A 22,583-nucleotide genomic window follows, 5' to 3' on the forward strand; every position below is an offset into this window, starting at 1 on the left:
AACAACCCCTTCTTTTGTGTGTTGCCCTGTGTCGACAGAAAAATCCATCATACTTGCAACCAAAAAGTCACTGGCCCGTCATTTATCAAACTGACTTGCATGTCTGCCGCAAATTTCCCCGTTTCTGTTTTTACACCCGTTACACGACACTGTTCAATAAAATCGCGATAAAGTTCCTTTGCTTTTTGTGGTTCAGCTCCACCCGAAAAACTGGGTCTTAAGCCTTTCTGCGTGTCCGCAGCTAATGTAAATTGCGATACAACCAGTAAACTACCACCCGCTTGCTGAACGTTAAGGTTCATTTTTCCCTGTTCATCGCTGAATACCCGATATCCCATTACCTTGTCGCATAAACGTTGCGCTTTCTGTGGGGTATCGTCTTTTTCCACCCCCAGCAACACCAGCAACCCCTGTCTAATTTCTCCAATCGTCTCACCTTCAACAACAACCTTTGCCTGTGTTACACGCTGAATTAATGCGATCATTTCTCTTGCCTGTTATTTCGTTGCAATAAGCAAACAATGTTAATTTTTTGCGGGAAGCGAGAAATCATGTGACTTAAAATAATCGGGGATGACACTCTTGTCAGTCACATGAATTGCATTGATGCCTGATTTTTTTGCTGCTTCGACGTTTTCTGACAGATCATCAAAGAATATGGCTTGTTCCGCTGCCACACCTTCTGCGGCCAGCACATAGTTAAAAATATCCAGATTTGGTTTACGCATACCTAAATCCTGGGATAAATAAAGGAAATCCGTTGATGCAGCAACTTCAGGATAATGCACTGACCAGTAATCAAAATGCAGACGGTTGGTATTTGACAGCACAACTACACGATGCCCTTCGGCACGCAATTTATTCATTAGCTCAATGACTTCCTGCCTGACACCGACAAAGATTGTATTCCAGCCTTCCGCAAATTGTTCAAAACTGAGTGAGATATCCATTTCATCACACATCATTTCTGCAAATTCAGGGTCACTAATTTGCCCACGCTCGTGCTTTTCAATAGTTTCTCCCTGCGAAAATTTGGGGGTCAATGTTGCCAGTGGTGTCCCGCTCAGATTACTCCAAACAGCCAATACTCTTTTAAAATCAATATTAATAATCACGTTACCCAGATCGAAAATATACAGCATAATCCCTCCTGACTGACGCTCATTGTTTAGTACTTTTATCATACTTTTATTAAGAAAAAAGAAGGGCGGGATAAAAAAACAAATAAATTGTTCTTCTTATGAAGTGTCTTATAAATCGTCGTTGAAGCTCTTGACTGGCTACCGACCGATCAGCAGAGATAGATCACAAATGGCTGGAAGGGGATATCATAAAAGAACTCAGGGCACCGAAGCGCCCTAAGCAATTGATTTTCAGGTCATCAAATACAACACATGACCCAAAAATTAAACGTCTTTGCTACGATTTGCACGGCGGCGATCGTTTTCAGTCAAATGACGCTTACGCAAGCGAATTGACACTGGCGTCACTTCAACCAACTCGTCATCATCAATAAACTCCAGCGCCTGCTCCAATGTTTTCTTGATATGTGGAGTCAGTGTTGTCGCTTCATCCGTTCCTGACGCACGCATGTTAGTCAGTTTCTTACCGGTCAGACAGTTAACGGTCAGGTCATTTGAACGTGAGTGAATACCAATGATCTGGCCTTCATACACTTCCGTACCATGACCCAGGAACAACTTACCACGCTCCTGCAAACTATACAGCGCGTAAGCCACTGCCTTACCTTGTCCATTGGCAATCAGTACCCCATTCAGGCGACGACCAATCTCACCTGGGCGGATATCATCATAGTGGCTGAATGTGGCATACAACAGGCCAGTACCCGAAGTCATGGTCATGAATTCAGTACGGAAGCCAATCAGGCCACGGCTTGGAATAACGTAATCAAGACGAACGCGGCCTTTGCCATCAGGCAGCATGTCACGCATTTCACCTTTACGCTCACCCAGTGCCTGCATCACATCGCCTTGGTGCTGCTCTTCGATATCCAGAGTAACCTGCTCGAAAGGTTCCTGCTTACGGCCATCAATGTCACGGAAAATCACTTTTGGACGGGAAACGCCCAGCTCGAAACCTTCACGACGCATGTTCTCGATCAGAACGGACAAGTGCAGTTCACCACGGCCAGATACACGGAAAGCGTCTGGATCTTCCGTTTCCTCAACACGCAGTGCAACATTATGAACCAGTTCTTTTTTCAGACGATCAAGGATCTGGCGAGAAGTCACGTACTTACCTTCACGGCCACAGAACGGTGAAGTGTTGACACAGAAGTACATGCTGACGGTAGGTTCATCAACGGCCAGTGCAGGCAATGCTTCAACCGTATTAACTTCACACAGGGTATCGGAGATGTTCAGATCACCCAGACCGGTAATTGCGATGATGTCGCCGGCTTCCGCCTTATCAGACTCAATACGCTCCAATCCCAGATGGCTAAAGACCTTGCCGACTTTACCGTTGCGCGTTTTACCTTCGCTGTCGATAATCGTGATGTTTTGGTTTGGTTTTACCATACCGCGCTTAATGCGACCGATACCGATAACCCCAACGTAGTTATTGTAATCCAACTGCGAAATTTGCATCTGGAATGGGCCATCAAGGTCAACCTTAGGTGGCTCAACGTGATCAACGATTGCCTGATACAACGGAGTCATATCTTCAGCCATTTCGGTATGCTCGTTACCCGCAACACCCATCAGTGCAGAAGCATAAATGATTGGGAAATCCAGTTGCTCATCGGTTGCACCGAGGTTCACAAACAAGTCAAATACCTGATCCACCACCCAGTCAGGGCGAGCACCCGGACGGTCAACTTTGTTGATCACCACAATCGGTTTCAGGCCGTGAGCAAACGCTTTCTGGGTAACAAAGCGAGTCTGTGGCATTGGGCCATCCATCGCATCAACCAGCAACAGCACGCTGTCTACCATTGACATGACACGTTCAACCTCGCCACCGAAATCGGCGTGGCCTGGGGTATCTACGATATTGATACGATAGTCATTCCATTTGATCGCCGTATTCTTTGCCAGAATGGTAATACCACGTTCTTTTTCCAGATCATTGGAATCCATCACACGTTCGGTTGTTGCAGCACGCTCCCCAAAGGTGCCAGACTGTTGCAGGAGTTTATCAACCAGCGTGGTTTTGCCATGGTCGACGTGAGCAATAATTGCTATATTTCTTAACTTACTGATTTCATTTGACATTTAAAAATTCCGATAACGCTAAGATCATTTATGCACTCTCAATGCAGTACACAAAAAGAATTCTGTTTTACTTGGCCGCCGCCGAACAAAAGTGCAGCATTATACACTTTGGATGGTTGCACTGGTATTAAAAGTTGTGCAGTATTGGCGGTTTTCTCTTTATTTAGCGAGTTCCTTAAGTTCCGAGTCAACTACAGAAGCGAGCTTGGTGTAGACAGCCTAGGGCATTCCTTCCCGCAAAATTTGATGCAAGTTTGCGAGATTTCAGCCGGCCAGTCGCACCATAATAATGCAAGCACATTGTCAGAATTCACCACTTTGGTGCAGAAATACCTAAAACCATACTCCTGTCTTATTTATTTTTTCTCTTCCCTCTGCCATACTTTTTTATCATATTGATATTAAATAATTTTTAAATATTGGCACACTTTTCGCATTTATCTTTAGCGATAGTGATTTCATAAAATTGATCATACAGAGATCCACAATCGCCCTTAACTTTTAAGATAAAACAGCCTATTTCTTGCCCTGTTTTATCAGGCCGACGTAAACCAGGAGAGCCAGTATGTCCGTTGAACATGTTTTGTCCATGATTGAAGAACATCAGGTGAAGTTTATTGACTTACGCTTTACTGACACCAAAGGTAAAGAACAACACATCACTATTCCTGCCCACCAAGTTGATGAAGACTTCTTTGAAGATGGCAAAATGTTTGACGGTTCATCTATCGGTGGCTGGAAAGGTATCAATGAATCCGACATGGTGCTCATGCCAGATCCAGGCACCGCGATGCTTGATCCCTTCTTTAATGATGCCACCCTGATCCTGCGTTGTGATATCCTTGAACCCGGCACCATGCAAGGCTATAGCCGCGATCCTCGCTCCATTGCCAAACGCGCAGAAGATTTCCTGCGGGCAAGCGATATTGCTGATACCGTTTTATTTGGGCCAGAACCCGAATTCTTTTTGTTCGATGATATCCGTTTCGGCAGCTCCATCTCTGGCTCTTATTATCATATCGATGATACGGAAGCCGCCTGGAACAGCGGCACACGCTATGAAGGCGGTAACAAAGGCCATCGGCCCGGCATTAAAGGCGGGTACTTTCCGGTTCCTCCGGTGGATTCTTCCCAAGACCTGCGTTCAGCCATGTGCCTGACCATGGAAAAAATGGGCCTGGTCGTTGAAGCCCACCACCATGAGGTCGCAACTGCCGGACAAAACGAAATTGCCACCCGCTTTAATACTATGACCAAAAAAGCGGATGAAACCCAGATTTATAAATATGTGGTTCATAACGTTGCCCATAAATTGGGTAAAACCGCAACATTTATGCCAAAACCGTTGGTGGGCGATAACGGATCAGGTATGCACTGTCATATGTCACTGTCCAAAAATGGCACTAACCTGTTTGCAGGTGACAAGTACGGTGGCTTGTCCGAAATGGCGCTTTACTATATCGGCGGTGTCATCAAACACGCACGTGCGTTAAATGCCTTTACCAACCCAACAACTAACTCGTACAAACGTCTGGTGCCTGGCTTTGAAGCCCCGGTGATGCTGGCCTATTCTGCCCGTAACCGTTCTGCGTCTATCCGTATCCCGGTGGTCGCCAGTGCCAAAGCTCGCCGTATTGAAGTGCGTTTCCCTGATCCCGCAGCGAACCCTTATCTGGCCTTCTCTGCGCTGTTGATGGCAGGTTTGGATGGCATCATCAACAAAATCCATCCAGGTGACGCGATGGATAAAAACTTGTATGACTTGCCCGCAGAAGAAGCCCAAGAGATCCCAACCGTGGCCCCTTCTTTGGAAGAAGCGCTGGCCGCATTAGATGCCGACCGTGAATTCCTGACGCGCGGTGGTGTTTTTACCGATGATACGATTGATGCTTATATCACTTTATTGAATGGGGAAATTGAACGTGTTCGCATGACACCACATCCTCTGGAGTTTGAACTGTATTACAGTGTGTAGTGCTTTATCAGGTAATGCCCCATAACGTGAGGGCATTACTTGTGTTTTTTTGTTGCCGTGAAACTTTTGGCCCATCCTTGGATGGGCTTTTTTCCCTCGCATAGACACAATGACATCATGATTGACGATATATGCTGAGTAAAAGGATTCATCGAACTATGCTTAAATAAGCTACAACGCACCAAAAAAGTGCAGGAACTGAATGACAATGGTTAGTTTGCCCAAAGCAGAACAGATTCTCGACTCACAGATAAACAACGTCCTGATACTGGATAATGATTTAGTGATTCGCTACGCCAATCATTCTGCCATGCAACTTCTGGCACAAAGTTCCCGTAAATTATTCGGCACGCCGCTTCCTATCCTGTTTAGTTATATTTCACTGGATACAGAATTGATGCGTTCCAGTTTGATCAACGGTCATGGCTTTACCGATAACGAAGTCATATTGGTGATCAATAATCACTCTCATGTGATGTCGCTCAGTGCCCAACCAATTTCCGAACAGTTTGTTCTGCTGGAACTGGCATCTATGGACAGTCAACGCCGGTTAAGCCAAGAGCAGATCCAACAAGCACAGCAGGCGGCTGCGCGGGAATTGGTTCGGGGACTGGCACATGAAATCAAAAACCCTCTCGGCGGGCTGCGGGGAGCCGCACAGTTGCTTGCCAAGGCGCTGCCTGATCCGTCCTTGAGGGAATATACCCAAGTGATCATTGAACAGGCAGACAGGCTACGGAATCTGGTTGATCGCTTGCTGGGACCACAGCATCCCGGCGCCCAAACCCGCCAGAGCATTCACCATGTGGTCGAGCGGGTCTGTCAATTGGTTTCGCTGGAAATGCCCGCCAATGTCACGCTGATTAAAGATTATGATCCGAGCTTACCTGAGCTGGCGCATTATCCTGACCAGATTGAACAGGTATTACTGAATATCACCCGTAATGCCCTAAAAGCACTCGGTGAGAAGGGAGGAATTATCACTCTGAGAACGCGAACCGCATTCCAGATTACCTTACAAGGGGAGCGTTACCGATTGGCAGCCCGAATTGATATTGAAGATAATGGGCCTGGTATTCCTCCCAATATTCAGGATACGCTTTTTTACCCGATGGTCAGCGGGTATGAAGGAGGAACTGGACTTGGCTTATCCATAGCACGTAATCTTATCGACCAACATGCGGGCAAAATTGAATTTACCAGTTGGCCAGGGCATACGGAATTTTCCATTTACCTGCCTATCAAGAAATAACCGTTAAGTAGGAGTGACTATGCAACGAGGAAAAGTTTGGATCGTTGATGATGACAGTTCTATCCGCTGGGTACTTGAACGGGCACTGAGTGGTGCAGGGATGGAGTGTATCAGTTTTGAAAATGCCGATGCCGTACTGGCCGCACTGGCACAGGGTCATTCAGGGCAGGGTAATCCAGAAGTGATCCTGTCAGATATCCGTATGCCCGGATTGGACGGACTGAGTTTGCTCAACCAGATAAAGCAGAGCTACCCACAGCTTCCGGTCATCATTATGACGGCCCATTCTGATCTGGATGCCGCTGTCAGTGCCTATCAACACGGTGCCTTCGATTATCTGCCAAAGCCTTTTGATATTGATGAAACGGTTGCACTGGTCGAGCGAGCACTAAGTCATTATCGGGAACAACATCAATCAACCTCGAACCCACAGTTGCCGGTATCGGTTTCAGATATGATCGGAGAAGCCCCTGCCATGCAGGAGGTATACCGGATTATCGGCCGCCTTTCCCGCTCCTCCATCAGTGTGTTAATTAATGGTGAATCCGGCACGGGAAAAGAGCTGGTTGCCCACGCCCTTCACCGCCACAGTCCACGCGCCTCAGCCCCCTTTATTGCCCTGAATATGGCGGCAATCCCGAAGGATTTGATTGAATCCGAACTGTTTGGTCACGAAAAAGGGGCATTCACCGGTGCAAATCAAGTACGTCAGGGTCGTTTTGAGCAAGCCAATGGTGGTTCACTGTTTTTAGATGAAATTGGTGATATGCCGCTGGATATCCAGACTCGCTTGCTGCGGGTTCTGGCGGAGGGGCAATTTTATCGCGTCGGGGGCTATGCACCTGTGAAAGTGGATGTCCGTATCATTGCCGCCACTCACCAGAATCTTGAGCAACGCGTTGCAGAAGGTAAATTCAGGGAAGACCTCTACCATCGCCTGAATGTGATCCGCGTCCAATTACCGCCTTTGCGGGACAGAGTGGAAGATATTCCTCGTCTGGCACATCATTTCCTGCAACACACTGCCAAAGAGCTGGGCGTTGAAGCCAAGGTGCTGCATCCTGATACGGAACTCGCGCTGATGCGCCTGCCGTGGTCAGGCAATGTCCGTCAGTTGGAAAATGTTTGCCGCTGGCTGACCGTGATGGCGGCAAGCAAGGAGATACTGGTACAGGATCTGCCCGCTGATCTGATTGGCAACTCACCCACAGGGCAGACCGGAAATACTCCTATTTCCCGCGTCATGCCACCATCGGAAGACTGGCCACAACTGCTGGCTGAATGGGCGCGACATGCCTTAGAAGAGGGAAAAACTGATCTCCTTGCCGATGCCCTGCCATTACTGGAACGCACTCTGCTTAATTGCGCACTGGAATATACCAATGGACATAAACAGGAAGCCGCCCGTTTGCTGGGCTGGGGAAGAAATACAATCACGCGGAAATTGAAGGAATTGGGTTTGTAGCGGGCTATTCAGCCAAGGCCCAGAACGAGAATATGATAGCAACGGTGGGTTATCTCTTTTTTTTTCTATAAAGGTCACAGGTGTAACAATTTGCAATATTGATATTATTTGCCCTAACTCATCAACTCATAATGATGCACAACCATTAGAGAGCGTCTCATTTAAATACAAAAGCATAACATGGCAACATCACTTGGCGGGTACTAGTGGTTATAGCATCTGGGATGATAGGATTTATTAAACATGGACATATATGCAAATAGAGATAATGATTATTTTTCTGCAATGGGAGCATTAACTGCTAGAAGTGTAACTGAAGCTGCCTTATCAGTATCAACATTTTTAGAAAATTTCTCAGTTAAAAGAAAATTTCAAAATGAAATTAAAAAATTTACTGATTACAATTTAGGTACAATACTAAGCCAGTCATCCTCTGAATCCGACAAATCACAAGCGATACAAAATTTAAAGCAAGAGCGGTTATATTTATCTCAACAAGAAAATATTATAAGAAATAATATAGTTCAAAAGTATGCAGCCATTGAAATAAAAAAAGAAAATGATGCGTACACTTATGTTCTAAAAAGCATTGGTTTAGTCGCCGGAGCAGTGCAGTTTATCACAGGTCTTGCTATTGTAACCGCAACAAGTCAAACGGTGGTTGGCTATGTAGCAGGTTCAGCGCTTATTGTTCATGGTGCAGGGAATTTTGAAGAAAATTTAACATCATTACTTAATAACGATGCCGATTATAAAGGTTATTTGAAATTAGGCTATGAACATGCTTTTAATTTTATCGGGTTAGATAAAAGAACGGCAAATTTAGTTTATGGTGGTGTAGACATAGCTCTTTCTGGATACGGCGTATTTAGAAATATATTAAAGCCTGAGGCATGGAGATTATTTTATTATATAAATGACGATTATATAACCAGTTATAAAGCTATGGGGGGTTATGCTCTATCATTTGAAATATCAGCAGATGGGGTAACATTAAAATCACTCTACGACGCATATAACACCCCGATTGAATGATGAGAGAAATCTTTACAGTCGTTTGTATTTTCGCATAAATATAAACGACTTATAAGCTAATCTGAAAGAAGTTATAAATATAGAAAGAGGCATTAAAATAACAATAGCTATAAAGAACCCTTTAAAATTAGCCTCACCTGCCATTAAAAAAAAGAACGCCAACACCATAAACGCCAAAGGAAGAATAAACAAGAGTCTATAAAATCTATTTTCCAGATTCGTCATTTCATCTAACAATGTAGTGCCGCTTCTCTTATTTATGGTTTTTAATAACTTCATGTCATTTAAAGTAAAACCACTTTTTTTCATTAATTCTTCTATTTTTTCACTATTCATTTTTTTAATCCCCTGTTTCTCTTAATTATTTGCAATGAAGTTTCTCTTCTAGTTGCTTAACTTTTTGGTGAGTAACCTAACTGCATTGTAATTCTTCTCTAGCCAAGAAACAAATAATAATTTTACATTCAAATCGATAAGCACAGCCACTAACTATCTGATCCTAATTGTGCTACATTTTGGATATTATATGAATATTCGGCATTATCAATAAATTGGAATCATGTTAAAAAACAACAAAGATAAATCACCCATCCTTTATATTTTTTATAAAAATAAAGGATTTGTATCTTAAAGCTAGGGAGAAAAAGAATAACACAAGAAAAATAGAAATAAAAAATATTAATACCACACTCAAATAATCAACATCTGGAACAAAAAAATGGCAGAAACAACAGAAAATAAAATAATAAGAAAAACCAATATCAACCTATAAAAACTATTATTTAGAATAAAAATTTCTCTTTTATATTGTGACCAGAGCGCTGAGAAGCCGATTTTATTTGATTTATTTACTTTAATGTAAAACCATGCTCCATCATCAACTCTTCTGTTACTTTTTCCATAGTGACTTACCTCAGATTTTTAATGTGTTAGATATTTCAATAGAAAATTAAGTCCTCATATCACCCGCGAGAACTGCCGCTGTCGCATCTGGTTACGCAGATAGCTATCAAAACACATACAAATATTACGTATCAGTAATCGCCCTTTCGGGGATACCTGGAGCTGCGATTCGGTCACTTCAACTAATCCATCTTCGGTCAACGGTACCAGCAATTGCAGGTCTTCGGCAAAGTAATCCGCGAAGTTCAGCCCATAACGCTGCTCAATGTCCGCAAAGTTCAGCCGGAAGTTACAGATTAGCGCCTTAATCACATCACGGCGAATACAATCATCTTGCGTCAAAGCTAAACCCCGCCACATAGCATGGCCTTGTGCTTCTACCACAGCGTAATAAGTTTTCAGGTCTTTCTGGTTCTGGGCATAGCTATCCCCCAACATGCTGATCGCGGAAATCCCCATACCCAGTAAATCGCATTCCCCCTGCGTGGTATATCCCTGAAAATTGCGGTGCAAGATGCCTTGGCGTTGGGCAATCGCCAATTCATCATCAGGGCGGGCAAAGTGATCCATCCCAATAAACTGATAGCCATTCCCCGTCAGGGTCGCAATCGTTTCTCGCAAGATATCCAGCTTCTGCGTCGCTGTGGGTAAATCCTGCTCTTTAATCTTGCGCTGTGCCGCAAATAAATCCGGTAAGTGAGCATAGTTAAAGACACTTAAGCGATCAGGTGACAAGGCCAACACGCGCTGCAAGGTAAAGGCAAAACTCTCAGGTGTCTGTTTCGGCAGGCCATAGATCAGATCAATACTGGTGGATGTAAAGCCTGTTTCACGGGCGCGTCTGATCAGTTCGAAAATAAACGCCTCATCCTGCTCACGATTCACCAAACGCTGCACCTCTTTATTGAAATCCTGCACGCCCATACTCAGACGGTTAAAACCTTCGTGATGCAAATGATCAATCACATCAAGTTCAATTTCACGCGGATCAATTTCAATGGAAAGTTCAGCATTGGGCAGAAACTGGAAATGGCGGCGCAGCATCGACATCAATCGGCTGATCTGCGTTTTATCCAGATAGGTTGGCGTACCTCCGCCCCAGTGCATCTGGCTGACTTTCCGCTGGGAAAATAATGTGGCGCGGGCAGCAATCTCTTTTTCCAACACATTCAGATATTCATCCGCCTTGTGCTTCTGGCGCGTAACCAGCTTATTGCAACCACAGAAATAACAAAGCTTATGGCAGAACGGGATATGGATGTAGAGGGAAAGCGGGCGATCAGGATAACGGGCGGCGGCCAGAGCAAAAGCAGTTGCATCGTATTGTTGGCTAAACTCCAATGCTGTTGGATACGATGTATAACGAGGCCCTGAATAGTTGTATTTTTGGATCAAAGGCAGATCCCAAACAATGGCTTGCTCTGACATGCTTATTCCTTCCGCTGTTTTCGCCCATCAAAACGATAGCCGCCATAGTTTACCCAATAACCACAATGAATAACATACTAATATTATGGTTATTAATATCATGGTTATCAGAATGAACCCGCCTTTTACGATCACAATTCATTGATGAAAGCGTTACTTACCCTTCAGCAATTGCATGATATCTTCCTGTGGTTCTTCTTCATTGTCCTCTTCTTCCAGCTCGATGCCCAACTCTTCCATCAGGGTATCAATGCGATCAAGCGTATTGTCGACATAAGCATTGTCTTCCTGGGACAATTTTTCACCTTGTTCAAGGCGTGCCAACAAGTCATCCAATCGCTCATCATGTTCCAACATTTCCAGCTCTTCCTGCGGTGACAGGCGCGGTTTTTGTTGCTCTACCACCGGCTTAACCGCGGGTTTCATTGTCGGTGCTTTTTCGCCTACGATCAGAGGAACCGGAACTTTACTTCCGACACGTGGATCTTGTTCCTGCTTGACTACCTTACGCTTATTACCGTCATCACTGCTATGACGGCTGCCGGCCGAATGACCACGGCGCTTTTTCTGGCGTTTACGTTCGCGTCCTTCCGCATCCAGCTCTGCGCGACTTTTTCTTTTTTGCTTACCAGCGGAAGGTTTCGCCGGTGATTTTTTCTTTAACGGGTTCATAGCTTGTGACTCAACTTATTTTTATCAAGATATTTTCGGCGGAATCTAACAGAAACTCCCTTTAACATCCAATGTCATTCACTGATTGTTTAAATTTCGTCTAGTATTATAGATAGATTTAACTCAAATAATATGTTCAGGCTACCATGCGTTTTTTTGATACCTCTTCTTACCGCATGCCATTGTATCTTTGGGTCACTGGTTATGCCGTTTTGTGGATAATAGCAAGTTATTTTCTCGATCCCACCGTTCCTTATGATGCGGTAGAAGCTTTAAACTGGGGTCTTAATGGGGAATGGGGTTCACCCAAAAATCCGTGGCTAGTGGGAGCCATCATGCTACCCGCTATCTCTATCAGCGACATTTCTCTGAGTTTTTATTGGTATTTCACCCACTTTGTTGCTATTGCCATTGGTATGCTTGGGGTTTGGCAGCTGGCTTTCCGGCTGACAGGCAAAGTTGCACTCGCATGGCTTGCCATGCTGACGCTGAACCTATCCGGTGTCATCAATTTTGATATCATTCCTTATAATGATAATTACTTTTTGGTTATGCTCTGGCCGTGGTCATTGCTGTTTTTTCTGCGGGCCATTGACGATCACCCCAAATGGTGGCTGGCATTCGCCCTCACCACAGGGCTGGCAACGATGGCAAAGTATTCTTCGCTTGCTATCGTCGGCTCGGTCTTTTTGCTCTCCCTGTTCGTGCCTAAAGTCCGCCGCAACTATCGGGAGCCACTGTTCTATCTCGCCATTGTCATCTGGTTTGCACTGGTACTACCGAACGTTTGGTGGCTGGTGCATAACGATTTCGTCGCATTTAAGTGGGTAGATTCCCAAATTCAGGAAGGGTTCAATCTACATACCACACGCGCTGTCCTTTCCGTGTTCTACCCGTTAATTATCGTCGCTGCCATTATTTATCTGCTCGGTGGCCGGATTGGCTGGCCCAGGCATCAATCCAGTGCGCTGACTAATATCGTGATCCTGCTGCCTCTGCTGCTGATTTATGGCTGGTTCTCCTTCAATCAGGGCGGGCGTATGACCGAATGGGTACAACCTTTTATGACAGTTTCACCGGCACTGTTGGTGGGATCGATAACGGTCTTTCCCAATAAACCCTTGCGCGGCACATTACGGGGATTGGCCGTGTTTGGTGTATTGGTGTTGATCGGTTACGTCAGTGTGATGATGGCAAATGTCCGTGATGCCGGGCAAAAGTTTGTTGGCATAAAAACCTTCGCCAGCCAATTGGATCAACGCTGGAACGAATTGTATCCAACGCCATTACGTTATGTGGGTGGAGAATATCTGCATCAATGGCTGACATTTTACAGCCACTACCATCCAGAAACGATACAACCCTGGGAGTTAGACAAAGGTATGCCACCCAATATCTATAACCGCCATATCAAACAGGGCAATATTGTGCAATATGGTGCCTTGTTAGTGGGAGAACGAGGAAAAAGCTGTGCAGAGGAAGATTTCCAACACACGTTTGAACAATGGCTATTATTGGTGCTCAGTCACAAAGAAGAGCTTTCCTTCCAGGCCCAGCCCAGTGCTGAGTTAGATACTGTCTGCATTGGCTTTGTGGCACCTGACAGTCTGCAAGGGTAGAAATAAGCAAGCCTGACTTGAATACGCGTCAGGCTTTTTTTTATTACCCTGTCAATCGTGGTCAGTGGGTATCCACAAACACCATTTTCAATACAAACAGGAATGTCACGACTAGAACACAGGGACCAACTTCACGCCATTTGCCCGTGCCCAATTTCATGGCACAGTAGGCGATAAAACCCAGTGCGATACCTTCGGTAATAGAAAAACTAAATGGCATCATCACTGCGGTGATAAAAGCAGGGACGGATTCAGTCAGATCGTTCCATTTCACCCTTGTCAGACTGGAAGTCATCAAAACGCCCACATAGACCAAAGCACCCGCTGTCGCATAGGCAGGCACCATGCTTGCCAGCGGAGAGATAAACATGACCAGTAAGAATAAAATACCGACGACAATCGCCGTCAAGCCAGTCCGTCCACCAACAGAAACGCCCGAAGAGCTTTCAATATAGGCGGTAACCGAAGAAGTCCCGATGTAAGCACCCGCCACCGAACTGATACTGTCCACATACAAGGCTTGCTTCATGCGTGGGAATTTACCATTACTGTCAGCAATACCTGCTTTATCCGTCACACCAATCAATGTGCCGGAAGAATCAAACAAGTTCACCAACATAAATGAGAAAATCACGCCAGCCAAAGCGATATCCAGTGCCCCTTTGACATCAACGTTACCCACCACGCTCATCACATTAGGTGGCAGATCAAAAATGCCGTGATATTCCACATAGCCCATCATCAAACCGATGCCGGTTGTCACGATAATCGAAACCAACACCGCAGCATGGAAATTGCGGGCTGCTAAAATGGCAATGATAAAAAAGCCCAATGTCCCCAATAAGACATTATGGGAAGCAAAGTTGCCGATTGACACAATCGTGTCGGGATTAGGCACGATAATGCCCGCATTTTTCAGCCCCATCATGGCAATAAAAAGACCGATACCACTAGTAATACCCACTCGCAGGCTCAATGGAATATTGGCGATCATCCAGTAGCGGACACGAAGGAGCGTCAAGATAAACAATCCCACCGCACCCCAGAAAATCGCCCCCATCGCAACCTGCCATGAAAGCCCCATCGCACCGACCACAACAAAGGCAAAAAACGCATTCAGACCCATCGCAGGTGCAACGGCAACAGGCAGATTCGCCATTAATCCCATCATAATGCTGCCAACGGCGGCAATTAAACAGGTCGTGACAAATACCGCTTTGATATCCATGCCGGCAACCGCCAGAATTTGCGGGTTAACAAAGACGATATAAACCATCGTCAGAAACGTCGTTAATCCGGCAACTATTTCGGTACGGACTGTCGTGCCATGTTCCCCTAATTTAAACACACGCTGAAGCAGACCCTGACGATGAGCAGAGCCAGAATTTATTGTGCTCATGTAATATTGTTTCCCAAAAAAAAGCGAAGTTTTCGGCCTATCCTACAGGAAACCTACATAAATCGTTACTCTGAAACGACAAAAAAGAAAACGATTGCGAAACGTGAAATCAATAGCTTAAATAACATTATGATTCTTGAGGAAATTCATTTTGTGACGATATTTCATTCGATTTATCCGCGATTGGTCTTGCCGGAGAAATTCAGGGTGACACAGCAGCAAGAATATCGGTAAAGATATCTCCCCACTCATCCTCGGACATATCCATTAAGCCGAAGAAACGCAAAACGAATGCCCCCTCTGTAGCTAAAAACGCCAAACGCGCTTGCCGGCCTTCTTCCGTCGTTGTGTCCAAGCCTGCTATGCGTTGTCGATACCAGATACGGGTTGATTCAAGATGTTCCGGTGTTTGTAATAAAGCCGCCATCAAACCAGCCGCCTTTGCCGTCGATGCTTCATCAGATCGTCTGGTCGCCTCAATATGCGCACGCACGGCTGTCAACGGGTGGGGATCATGTCCGGCAATTTCATGAAACTGTTCGTCATAACTCGCCTCCCAACGCTCAAACATCGCATCAATCAGGCCATCTTTTGTACTAAAACTGTATTGCACTCCCCCCTTGGTAATGCCAACCGCCTTCGCCAGTGCATCAATCGTGAGAGCCGCAGCGCCATGTGTTGTGACAATATGTTCCGCTGCATCCAGCAGAACTTCTCGGTCAATTGTTTTACGTCGTCCCATGCGAACCTCCTTTTCATTAAATACGGATGTATTTATAATAATCGCCAACAATTTAGTCAAGGTTCGGTAAGGTTACCAAACCGCATTGGTGAATTTGCTTATGAAATCGAATATCCGCTGGCTTGTGCTCGCTATTATTTCCAGTGCACTTTTCTTAGTTGTTATTGATATGACCGTGCTATACACCGCTTTACCACGGTTAACACATGATTTGCGCGCTTCTGCTTCAGAGAAATTGTGGATCATGAATGCCTATACGTTGACCATCGCAGGATTACTTCCCGCTATGGGGGCGTTAACTGACCGTTTGGGTGCAAAAAAACTGTTTACTCACGGGTTAGCCATTTTCGGCGTTGCATCGCTGATGGCGGCATTTTCCCCCAATCCTGCCACTCTGATTGCTGCACGTGTGGTGCTTGCTTTTGGCGCGGCGATGATGATGCCGGCGACACTCGCAATAGTCCGGCAAGCGTTTACAGATCCAAACGAAAGGGCACTTGCCATCGGCATCTGGTCTGCTATAGCTTCGGGCGGGGCTGCACTTGGCCCGGTTATCGGCGGGTTCCTGCTCGAATATTACTGGTGGGGATCGGTTTTTCTGATTAACATCCCGATTGCTCTGATTGCGTTTGGCTTTGCACTGGTCGTCATTTCTAAAAGCCCGGACAATCCAGGCCATCACTTTGACCTGATTGCTTCGGTGCAAATTATGATTGGTTTGGTCAGTATCACTTATGCCATCAAAGAATTAAGCAAACCAGTACCTTCATTGTTAACCGCCGCGACAGTGGGTATCGCAGGAATTATTTTCACCGTCATCTTCATTCGTCGCCAGTTAAGTTCATCAACCCCGATGATCGATTTCAACCTCTTCCGCAATCGCGTTTTCACTGCGGGAGTCGTCGCGGCTTTCGTTTCCACAGCAGCACTAGTCGGGATGGAGCTTGCTGTCAGTCAACGCTTCCAACTCGCTATGGGTCTATCTCCCCTTCTGGCGGGACTATTTATTCTGCCCATTCCGATTGCCTCTTTTATTGCCGGCCCTTTGGCCGGAATTGCGATACCCAAATTTGGTGCCGGGCGGATCATGTGGCTTTCACTCGCCTTTGCCGGTCTGGGGATTACTGTTTATCTCGCTGGCCTGCAATCCGGGCTTTTCGTGCAAATCACTGCATTTTGCATCATTGGATTTGGTAGCGGTGCAGCAATGACTGCTGCTTCCACATCCATCATGCTAAATGCCCCAGAAAATAAAGCTGGCACCGCTGCCTCTATCGAAGAAGTCGCTTATGAACTGGGAAGTTTAATCGGGATAGCCGTTCTCGGCAGTCTGATGGTGGCGGTCTATTCTGCCTCATTTATTCTTCCGGCTGATACACGTATTCCAGAACTGGCGCGAAACAGTATTGATGAGGCACTTATTGTTGCAGAAGGGCTAGAGGGAGAGGTCGCACTGTCACTGATCCATGCAGCAAAACAGGCTTTCAATCACTCATTCCTGTCGGTGTTAATCGCAGCAGGGACATTGCTGTTGTTGACTTCTGTACTCATTGCTGTGTTTGGAAAAGAGAAACGCCATTAATTGAGCCAATAAACATGAAAAAGCCGCATTAAGCGGCTCTCTGAAAATGTTCCTTTAAGCGGTTAATTTAAATATCTTTATGACTAACATCACAAATTAAAGGTGATTTTGCAGTTCTTATATACTCGATAAACGTCAGGTTGCAATCCGCAAGACGACGCGAGGACTTATATTTCCCCGCTGCGCGGGGAATGAATACAACAACGAAAATATCTGCCAGATGCCAGATATTAATTTTGCGGCACCACGGTCAACGCTTTTTTACGCCAGAAGCCGAAGGTTGCGGTTCTTTCACGCCTCACCGAGAAGCGGCGGGCAACGTAATTGGCAATTAACTCCAGTGACAAACACATGACAAAATAAACCAGCGCAACGAATAAAAAGACTTCCATCGGATAGACCATACTGCGGCTATTCACCTGGGTCGCCAAAAATGACAGTTCTGCCACACCAACGATATACGCCAATGAGGTATCCTTGATTAACGCAATCCACTGATTGATGAATGAAGGCACCATCATACGCAATGCCTGCGGCAAAACGATATGCCAAAGCACTTCCCAACGATTGAAGCCCAGTGATAACCCAGCCCGCCATTGACCATCACCAATCGCTAAAATTCCCGCTTTAACGCCATGTGCTAAATAAGCCGAAGTAATCAATGCCAGCGCACAGACAACGGTCGTAATTTCAGGGATCTCCATCCCCAATACGACAGGCAACAAAAAGTACGTCCAGAAAATCAGCATAATGACCGGAATAGCGCGAAAGAAACCCAGTACTGCCGCCAACAGGTTGGCCCAAAAACCACGCAACATCGCCAGAGCAACGCCACCCAGAATACCCAATACAATGGAGATCGTCCCCGCTATGATGCTGATGACCAGCGTCAATGCCGCGCCTTCCAACGGCCCATCGGGAAAGGTTCCCAATAGCAAATAACGCCAGTTTTCTGCAATAACAGTAAAGTCCATATCAATACCCTCTCGCCAATGTTTTCTGTTGGCGCCATTGTCCCCAGCCTTCCATCACCGCAATAATGGCGATATAGAGTACTGTCGCCACACCAAATGCCTCAAAGGTTTGTAAGGTTTGGGTTTCCACCTGACGAGAAGCATAGGAAAGTTCTGCCACCCCAATCGCCATGGTTAATGATGAATTCTTGACAATATTCATGTATTGCCCCAACAAGGGTGGCATGGCTATTTTCAATGCCTGTGGCAATACAACGTACCGCATGGCCTGCCAACCCGTTAAGCCCAATGCATGGGCAGCATATTTCTGCCCGCGTGCGACGCCCTGAATGCCCGCACGTAATTCTTCCGCCACAAACGGGGCTGAATAAAGGGTTAATCCAATAAATCCCGCCAAAAATTCAAAGGATGGCCATGCCAGTGTCAGACCGAAAATCAGGGTGTCGTGGGGCGTATTCAGCCACATCATCGCCTCCTGTGGCAGAATTTGCCCGGATGCGAAATACCAGAAAAACAGTTGTACCAACAAAGGCGTGTTACGAAATACCGTAGTGTAAACCGTCACCAGCCAGCGCAGTGGCTTGATTTGGCTATCCCGTACCGCCGCAATGACAAAACCCAGTAAAGTGGAAGAGACCATGACACAGGCAGAAAGCCACAAGGTGATCAGAAATCCCTGCCAAAGCCATCGCAGATATTCAGGAGCCAGTAAATGCTCAGTAATCAATTGCTCAAACATATCATTCACCGCATAAACAAACAGCAAAGCCCCGAAATAACGGGGCTAATCAATTGGTGTTCTTAAATGGAAGCACTAAACAAACATTACTGTTTTGCCTGATCCTCTAACGGAGCAAATTTAAAATCACCCCGCGGTTGAGCGGATTTAGTTTCCGGGCCAAACCAGCGATTGTAGATTTTCGCTGCTTCACCCTCTTTTTCCAATTTCACTAAGGTTTGGTTAACCGAATCAACCAATCGTGTTTCCCCTTTGGAGGCCGCAACTGCTTGATATTCACGAGTAATGCTGAAAGGGGAAATTTCAAAATCGGCTTTCTGGGCTTCAGGTACATTTGCCAGCAAACCGACCAGTTTCGCATCATCCTGCGTAATCGCCTGAACATTGCCATTTCTTAAAGCCGCAAATGCCAGCGGCGTATCGTCATAAGAGATCACTTTGGCAGTTGGATAACGCTCACGCAGGGTAATCTCCTGTACTGTTCCCTTATCTGCCCCAATACGCAGTTTGGCAATATCATCCGGCTTGGTCAGAACGCCTTTGCGGGCAATGAACTTCTGGCCCGTGGCAAAATAAGGAACGGAGAAATCAACTTGCTTTGCACGTTCGTCAGTGATGGTGAAATTAGCGGCAATTAAGTCGATTTTTTTGGAAGAAAGCAGAGGAATACGGTTTGCCGGATTTGTTGGGCGCAATTCCAGTTTCACCCCTAAATCATTAGCAATCGCATTGGCGATATCGACATCATAGCCTGCCAATTTTTTCGTTTTGGGATCGATAAAGCCAAATGGTGGGTTACTGTCAAATACCGCAATACGTACCGTGCTGGCTTTTTTAATGTCATCAAGTTTATCTGCTTTTGCCACTCCTGAAACCAAGGCCAAACCGGTCAGCAAAGCAGTAACTGCTACGCGAGATTGATTGCGGATCTTCATTGTACACCCCTGTTGGTTATTAATTTTTATCTATCAACAAAAGCTATCAATTTAGATATAGCACCTGAAATAATATAAAATACTATATTTATTCCAATTAGGAATAAAAACTAGTCTTTTTGGGTGAGTAATTTCTCCAGCTTATCACCCCCAATATGACGAAAGTCCTGTCCTTTGACGTAATAGAAGATAAATTCACAAATATTTTGGCAACGGTCACCAATGCGCTCAATCGCGCGGGCACAGAAAAGCGCCGTCATGACATTCGGAATCGTTCTGGGATCTTCCATCATATAGGTCATGAGCTGACGGATAATACTTTCATATTCCTGATCAACTTTTTTGTCTTCACGGTAGATACGGATAGCCTCTTGCAGATCCATACGGGCAAAGGCATCCAACACATCATGCAACATTTGGATCGTGTGGCGTCCCAATGATTCCAAACTGACCAGCAAGGATTGCTGTTGATGTGAAAATCTTTCAAGCGCAGTCTGGCAGATCTTATCGGCAACATCGCCAATCCGCTCCAGTTCAGCAATGGTCTTTGAAATAACCATGATCAGACGCAAATCACTGGCCGTCGGCTGACGTTTGGCAATGATGCGGACACACGCCTCATCAATCGCCACTTCCATCATATTGACCTTCTGGTCATCCTCAATCACTTGCCGCGCCAACACTTCATCCTGGTTGTGCATCGCCAGAATCGCCTTACTGAGCTGTTCTTCCACCAGCCCGCCCATTGTCATCAATTCTGTACGAATATGTTCCAGTTCAGCAGTGAACTGACCAGAGATATGTTTGCTGAGATTCAGATTATCCATATTATGCTATACCCCGTATTAACCGTAACGGCCGGTAATGTAATCTTCGGTCTGTTTCATCTTCGGTGTGGTAAACAATCTGTCCGTATCGCTAAATTCAATCAGTTCACCCAGGTACATAAATGCCGTGTAATCCGAACAGCGAGCCGCCTGCTGCATATTGTGGGTGACGATCACGACGGTATATTCCGATTTCAGTTCGCTGATCAACTCTTCAATGCGCCCTGTCGAGATGGGATCAAGTGCCGAACAGGGTTCATCCAGCAACAAAACCTCTGGACGAATAGCAATACCACGGGCGATACACAGACGCTGTTGTTGACCACCAGAAAGGCTATGCCCACTCTGGTGCAATTTATCTTTGGTTTCATTCCACAATGCCGCTTTGGTCAACGCCCATTGGACACGTTCGTCCATCTCTGTTCTGGGCAGTTTTTCAAACAGGCGCACCCCGAAAGCAATATTGTCGTAAATGGACATCGGGAATGGTGTCGGCTTCTGGAAGACCATCCCAACTTTGGCACGTAGCAAGGCAACATCTTGCTTGTCTGTCAGGATATTGGTGCCATCCAGAATAATTTCACCTTCAACGCGCTGCTCACCGTACAATTCATACATTTTATTGAAAGTACGCAGTAACGTGGATTTACCACAGCCCGATGGCCCGATGAATGCCGTTACCTTATTTTGTGCGATATCCAGCGTAATATTTTTCAATGCATGAAACTTGCCGTAATAGAAATTCAGATCACATACCTGAATTTTACTTCCTGCGATTTTATTGACTGCCATGTTGTTTATCGCCGTATTGTTTACTGAAATAACGTCATTAGCCTTATTCATCAGTATTTGTCTCTTTAATACTCTCTGCTTTTGTTCCTTTGAAAAATATCAGTCCTTTTTCTTCACAAACAACGCCCGCGCCACAATGTTAATGAGCAATACACATAGAGTAATCAACAATACCCCCGCCCATGCCAACTGTTGCCAGTCAGAAAATGGACTCATGGCAAACTTGAAAATAGTGACAGGCAAGTTTGCCATCGGCTGGTTAAGATCGGTGCTCCAGAACTGGTTGGAAAGCGAAGTGAACAACAATGGAGCCGTTTCACCGGCGATACGAGCAATAGCCAGCAATACACCGGTCATAATGCCGGATATTGAGGCTTTCAACGTGATGGCAGAGATCATTTTCCATTTTGGTGTGCCCAGTGCATAAGCGGCTTCACGCAAATTATCCGGCACTAGTTTCAGCATGTTTTCCGTTGTACGAATAACAATGGGGATCTGCAACAGTGCCAGTGCAATGACGCCTGCCCAACCCGAAAAGTGTTGCACTTTTGCCACCACAACCGTGTAGACAAACAATCCAACCACAATCGAAGGCGCTGAAAGCAAGATGTCATTAATAAAGCGGATGATTTCTGCCAGCCATGAACGGCGGCCATACTCCGCCAGATAAATGCCCGCCATAATCCCCAATGGTGTACCAAACACCGTCGCCCAGAAGATCAGCAAACCGCTACCCACAATGGCGTTTGCCAGCCCACCGCCCTCGGTATTGGGAGGGGGCGTCATTTCAGTAAACAACGCCAGCGACATACCATCGATACCTTTAGTGACAGTGGAGAATAAAATCCAGCCCAGCCAGAATAAACCGAATGCCATCGTCATCATGGAGAGCACCAGCGCCAGCCGGTTTTTCTGACGACGCCATGACTGCATACGGCGACGGCTTTTCATCTCCGCGTCATTTACTGTATTGGCGAAAGGGGCGGGTTGCTCATTGATGGTTGTCAT

At 45.8% G+C, this 22,583-nt stretch carries 20 protein-coding genes and 1 pseudogene; 7 read left to right on the plus strand and 14 right to left on the minus strand.

Annotated features, from left to right (window positions below):
• Window positions 1-47: 47 nt before the first annotated feature.
• From dtd to typA, 3 genes are all read right to left on the minus strand, one after another.
• Window positions 48-485, minus strand: coding sequence for a D-aminoacyl-tRNA deacylase (gene dtd / locus ABLA76_RS10930; protein WP_348987934.1), 438 nt, complete (start codon window positions 483-485; stop codon window positions 48-50).
• Window positions 486-524: 39 nt separating this feature from the next.
• On the minus strand, window positions 525-1,142 hold the full coding sequence (yihX, locus tag ABLA76_RS10935; protein WP_348987935.1) for a glucose-1-phosphatase: 618 nt from the start codon (window positions 1,140-1,142) through the stop codon (window positions 525-527).
• A 264-nt stretch (window positions 1,143-1,406) separates the two neighbouring features.
• On the minus strand, window positions 1,407-3,236 hold the full coding sequence (typA, locus tag ABLA76_RS10940) for a ribosome-dependent GTPase TypA (RefSeq protein ID WP_348987936.1): 1,830 nt from the start codon (window positions 3,234-3,236) through the stop codon (window positions 1,407-1,409).
• Between the two features lie 565 nt (window positions 3,237-3,801).
• Between typA and glnA the strand changes: the two genes are divergently transcribed.
• The 5 genes and pseudogenes from glnA (at window position 3,802) to ABLA76_RS10965 (ending at window position 8,963) form a co-directional block, all read left to right on the plus strand.
• On the plus strand, window positions 3,802-5,211 hold the full coding sequence (gene glnA / locus ABLA76_RS10945; RefSeq protein WP_047766429.1) for a glutamate--ammonia ligase: 1,410 nt from the start codon (window positions 3,802-3,804) through the stop codon (window positions 5,209-5,211).
• 202 nt (window positions 5,212-5,413) lie between these two features.
• Window positions 5,414-6,463 carry a nitrogen regulation protein NR(II) gene (gene glnL, locus ABLA76_RS10950; RefSeq protein WP_348987937.1) on the plus strand — a complete coding sequence of 350 codons (1,050 nt, stop codon included), beginning with the start codon at window positions 5,414-5,416 and terminating at the stop codon, window positions 6,461-6,463.
• 19 nt (window positions 6,464-6,482) lie between these two features.
• Window positions 6,483-7,928 carry a nitrogen regulation protein NR(I) gene (glnG, locus tag ABLA76_RS10955; RefSeq protein WP_047766427.1) on the plus strand — a complete coding sequence of 482 codons (1,446 nt, stop codon included), beginning with the start codon at window positions 6,483-6,485 and terminating at the stop codon, window positions 7,926-7,928.
• A gap of 49 nt (window positions 7,929-7,977) precedes the next feature.
• Window positions 7,978-8,169: pseudogene (tssD, locus tag ABLA76_RS10960) on the plus strand (type VI secretion system tube protein TssD); the annotation flags it as partial.
• A gap of 2 nt (window positions 8,170-8,171) precedes the next feature.
• The gene (locus ABLA76_RS10965) at window positions 8,172-8,963 is read left to right on the plus strand and encodes a DUF4225 domain-containing protein (RefSeq protein ID WP_348987938.1); all 792 of its coding nucleotides are present in this window, start codon (window positions 8,172-8,174) and stop codon (window positions 8,961-8,963) included.
• A 12-nt stretch (window positions 8,964-8,975) separates the two neighbouring features.
• Here ABLA76_RS10965 and ABLA76_RS10970 read toward each other — a convergent pair whose 3' ends face one another.
• The 3 genes from ABLA76_RS10970 to yihI all read right to left on the minus strand — a co-directional run bounded on the left by ABLA76_RS10970 (window position 8,976) and on the right by yihI (window position 11,966).
• Complete coding sequence (locus ABLA76_RS10970; RefSeq protein ID WP_348987939.1) at window positions 8,976-9,299, minus strand: hypothetical protein; 324 nt, start codon at window positions 9,297-9,299, stop codon at window positions 8,976-8,978.
• A gap of 621 nt (window positions 9,300-9,920) precedes the next feature.
• A complete protein-coding gene (gene hemN, locus ABLA76_RS10975) occupies window positions 9,921-11,294 on the minus strand; it encodes an oxygen-independent coproporphyrinogen III oxidase (protein WP_348987940.1) in 1,374 nt (457 codons plus the stop codon).
• A 153-nt stretch (window positions 11,295-11,447) separates the two neighbouring features.
• A complete protein-coding gene (gene yihI / locus ABLA76_RS10980; RefSeq protein ID WP_348987941.1) occupies window positions 11,448-11,966 on the minus strand; it encodes a Der GTPase-activating protein YihI in 519 nt (172 codons plus the stop codon).
• A 146-nt stretch (window positions 11,967-12,112) separates the two neighbouring features.
• Here yihI and ABLA76_RS10985 point away from each other — a divergent pair, with 146 nt between their 5' ends.
• Window positions 12,113-13,585, plus strand: a complete 1,473-nt coding sequence (locus tag ABLA76_RS10985; protein WP_348987942.1) for a glycosyltransferase family 39 protein — start codon at window positions 12,113-12,115, stop codon at window positions 13,583-13,585.
• A gap of 61 nt (window positions 13,586-13,646) precedes the next feature.
• Here ABLA76_RS10985 and ABLA76_RS10990 read toward each other — a convergent pair whose 3' ends face one another.
• Window positions 13,647-14,984 carry an NCS2 family permease gene (locus ABLA76_RS10990; RefSeq protein ID WP_047766418.1) on the minus strand — a complete coding sequence of 446 codons (1,338 nt, stop codon included), beginning with the start codon at window positions 14,982-14,984 and terminating at the stop codon, window positions 13,647-13,649.
• A 202-nt stretch (window positions 14,985-15,186) separates the two neighbouring features.
• Window positions 15,187-15,726: a TetR family transcriptional regulator gene (locus tag ABLA76_RS10995; protein WP_348987943.1), complete on the minus strand. Its 540-nt coding sequence runs from the start codon at window positions 15,724-15,726 to the stop codon at window positions 15,187-15,189.
• Window positions 15,727-15,826: 100 nt separating this feature from the next.
• Between ABLA76_RS10995 and ABLA76_RS11000 the strand changes: the two genes are divergently transcribed.
• A complete protein-coding gene (locus ABLA76_RS11000; RefSeq protein WP_348987944.1) occupies window positions 15,827-17,308 on the plus strand; it encodes an MFS transporter in 1,482 nt (493 codons plus the stop codon).
• A gap of 230 nt (window positions 17,309-17,538) precedes the next feature.
• On the opposite strand, the gene ABLA76_RS11005 is transcribed toward ABLA76_RS11000, so the two are convergent.
• The 6 genes from ABLA76_RS11005 to pstA form a co-directional block, all read right to left on the minus strand.
• Window positions 17,539-18,282, minus strand: coding sequence for an amino acid ABC transporter permease (locus tag ABLA76_RS11005; protein ID WP_348987945.1), 744 nt, complete (start codon window positions 18,280-18,282; stop codon window positions 17,539-17,541).
• Window position 18,283: 1 nt separating this feature from the next.
• Window positions 18,284-19,021, minus strand: a complete 738-nt coding sequence (locus ABLA76_RS11010) for an amino acid ABC transporter permease (RefSeq protein WP_348987946.1) — start codon at window positions 19,019-19,021, stop codon at window positions 18,284-18,286.
• An 86-nt stretch (window positions 19,022-19,107) separates the two neighbouring features.
• The gene (locus ABLA76_RS11015) at window positions 19,108-19,956 is read right to left on the minus strand and encodes an ABC transporter substrate-binding protein (RefSeq protein WP_348987947.1); all 849 of its coding nucleotides are present in this window, start codon (window positions 19,954-19,956) and stop codon (window positions 19,108-19,110) included.
• Between the two features lie 110 nt (window positions 19,957-20,066).
• Window positions 20,067-20,783 (minus strand): phosphate signaling complex protein PhoU, encoded by a 717-nt coding sequence (phoU, locus tag ABLA76_RS11020; RefSeq protein ID WP_348987948.1) that lies wholly within the window; start codon window positions 20,781-20,783, stop codon window positions 20,067-20,069.
• Between the two features lie 18 nt (window positions 20,784-20,801).
• Window positions 20,802-21,575: a phosphate ABC transporter ATP-binding protein PstB gene (pstB, locus tag ABLA76_RS11025; RefSeq protein ID WP_047766453.1), complete on the minus strand. Its 774-nt coding sequence runs from the start codon at window positions 21,573-21,575 to the stop codon at window positions 20,802-20,804.
• A gap of 99 nt (window positions 21,576-21,674) precedes the next feature.
• Window positions 21,675-22,583, minus strand: a complete 909-nt coding sequence (gene pstA / locus ABLA76_RS11030; RefSeq protein WP_348987949.1) for a phosphate ABC transporter permease PstA — start codon at window positions 22,581-22,583, stop codon at window positions 21,675-21,677.

This window comes from Xenorhabdus sp. SGI240 (genome assembly GCF_040081915.1).
Classification (GTDB): domain Bacteria; phylum Pseudomonadota; class Gammaproteobacteria; order Enterobacterales; family Enterobacteriaceae; genus Xenorhabdus; species Xenorhabdus bakwenae.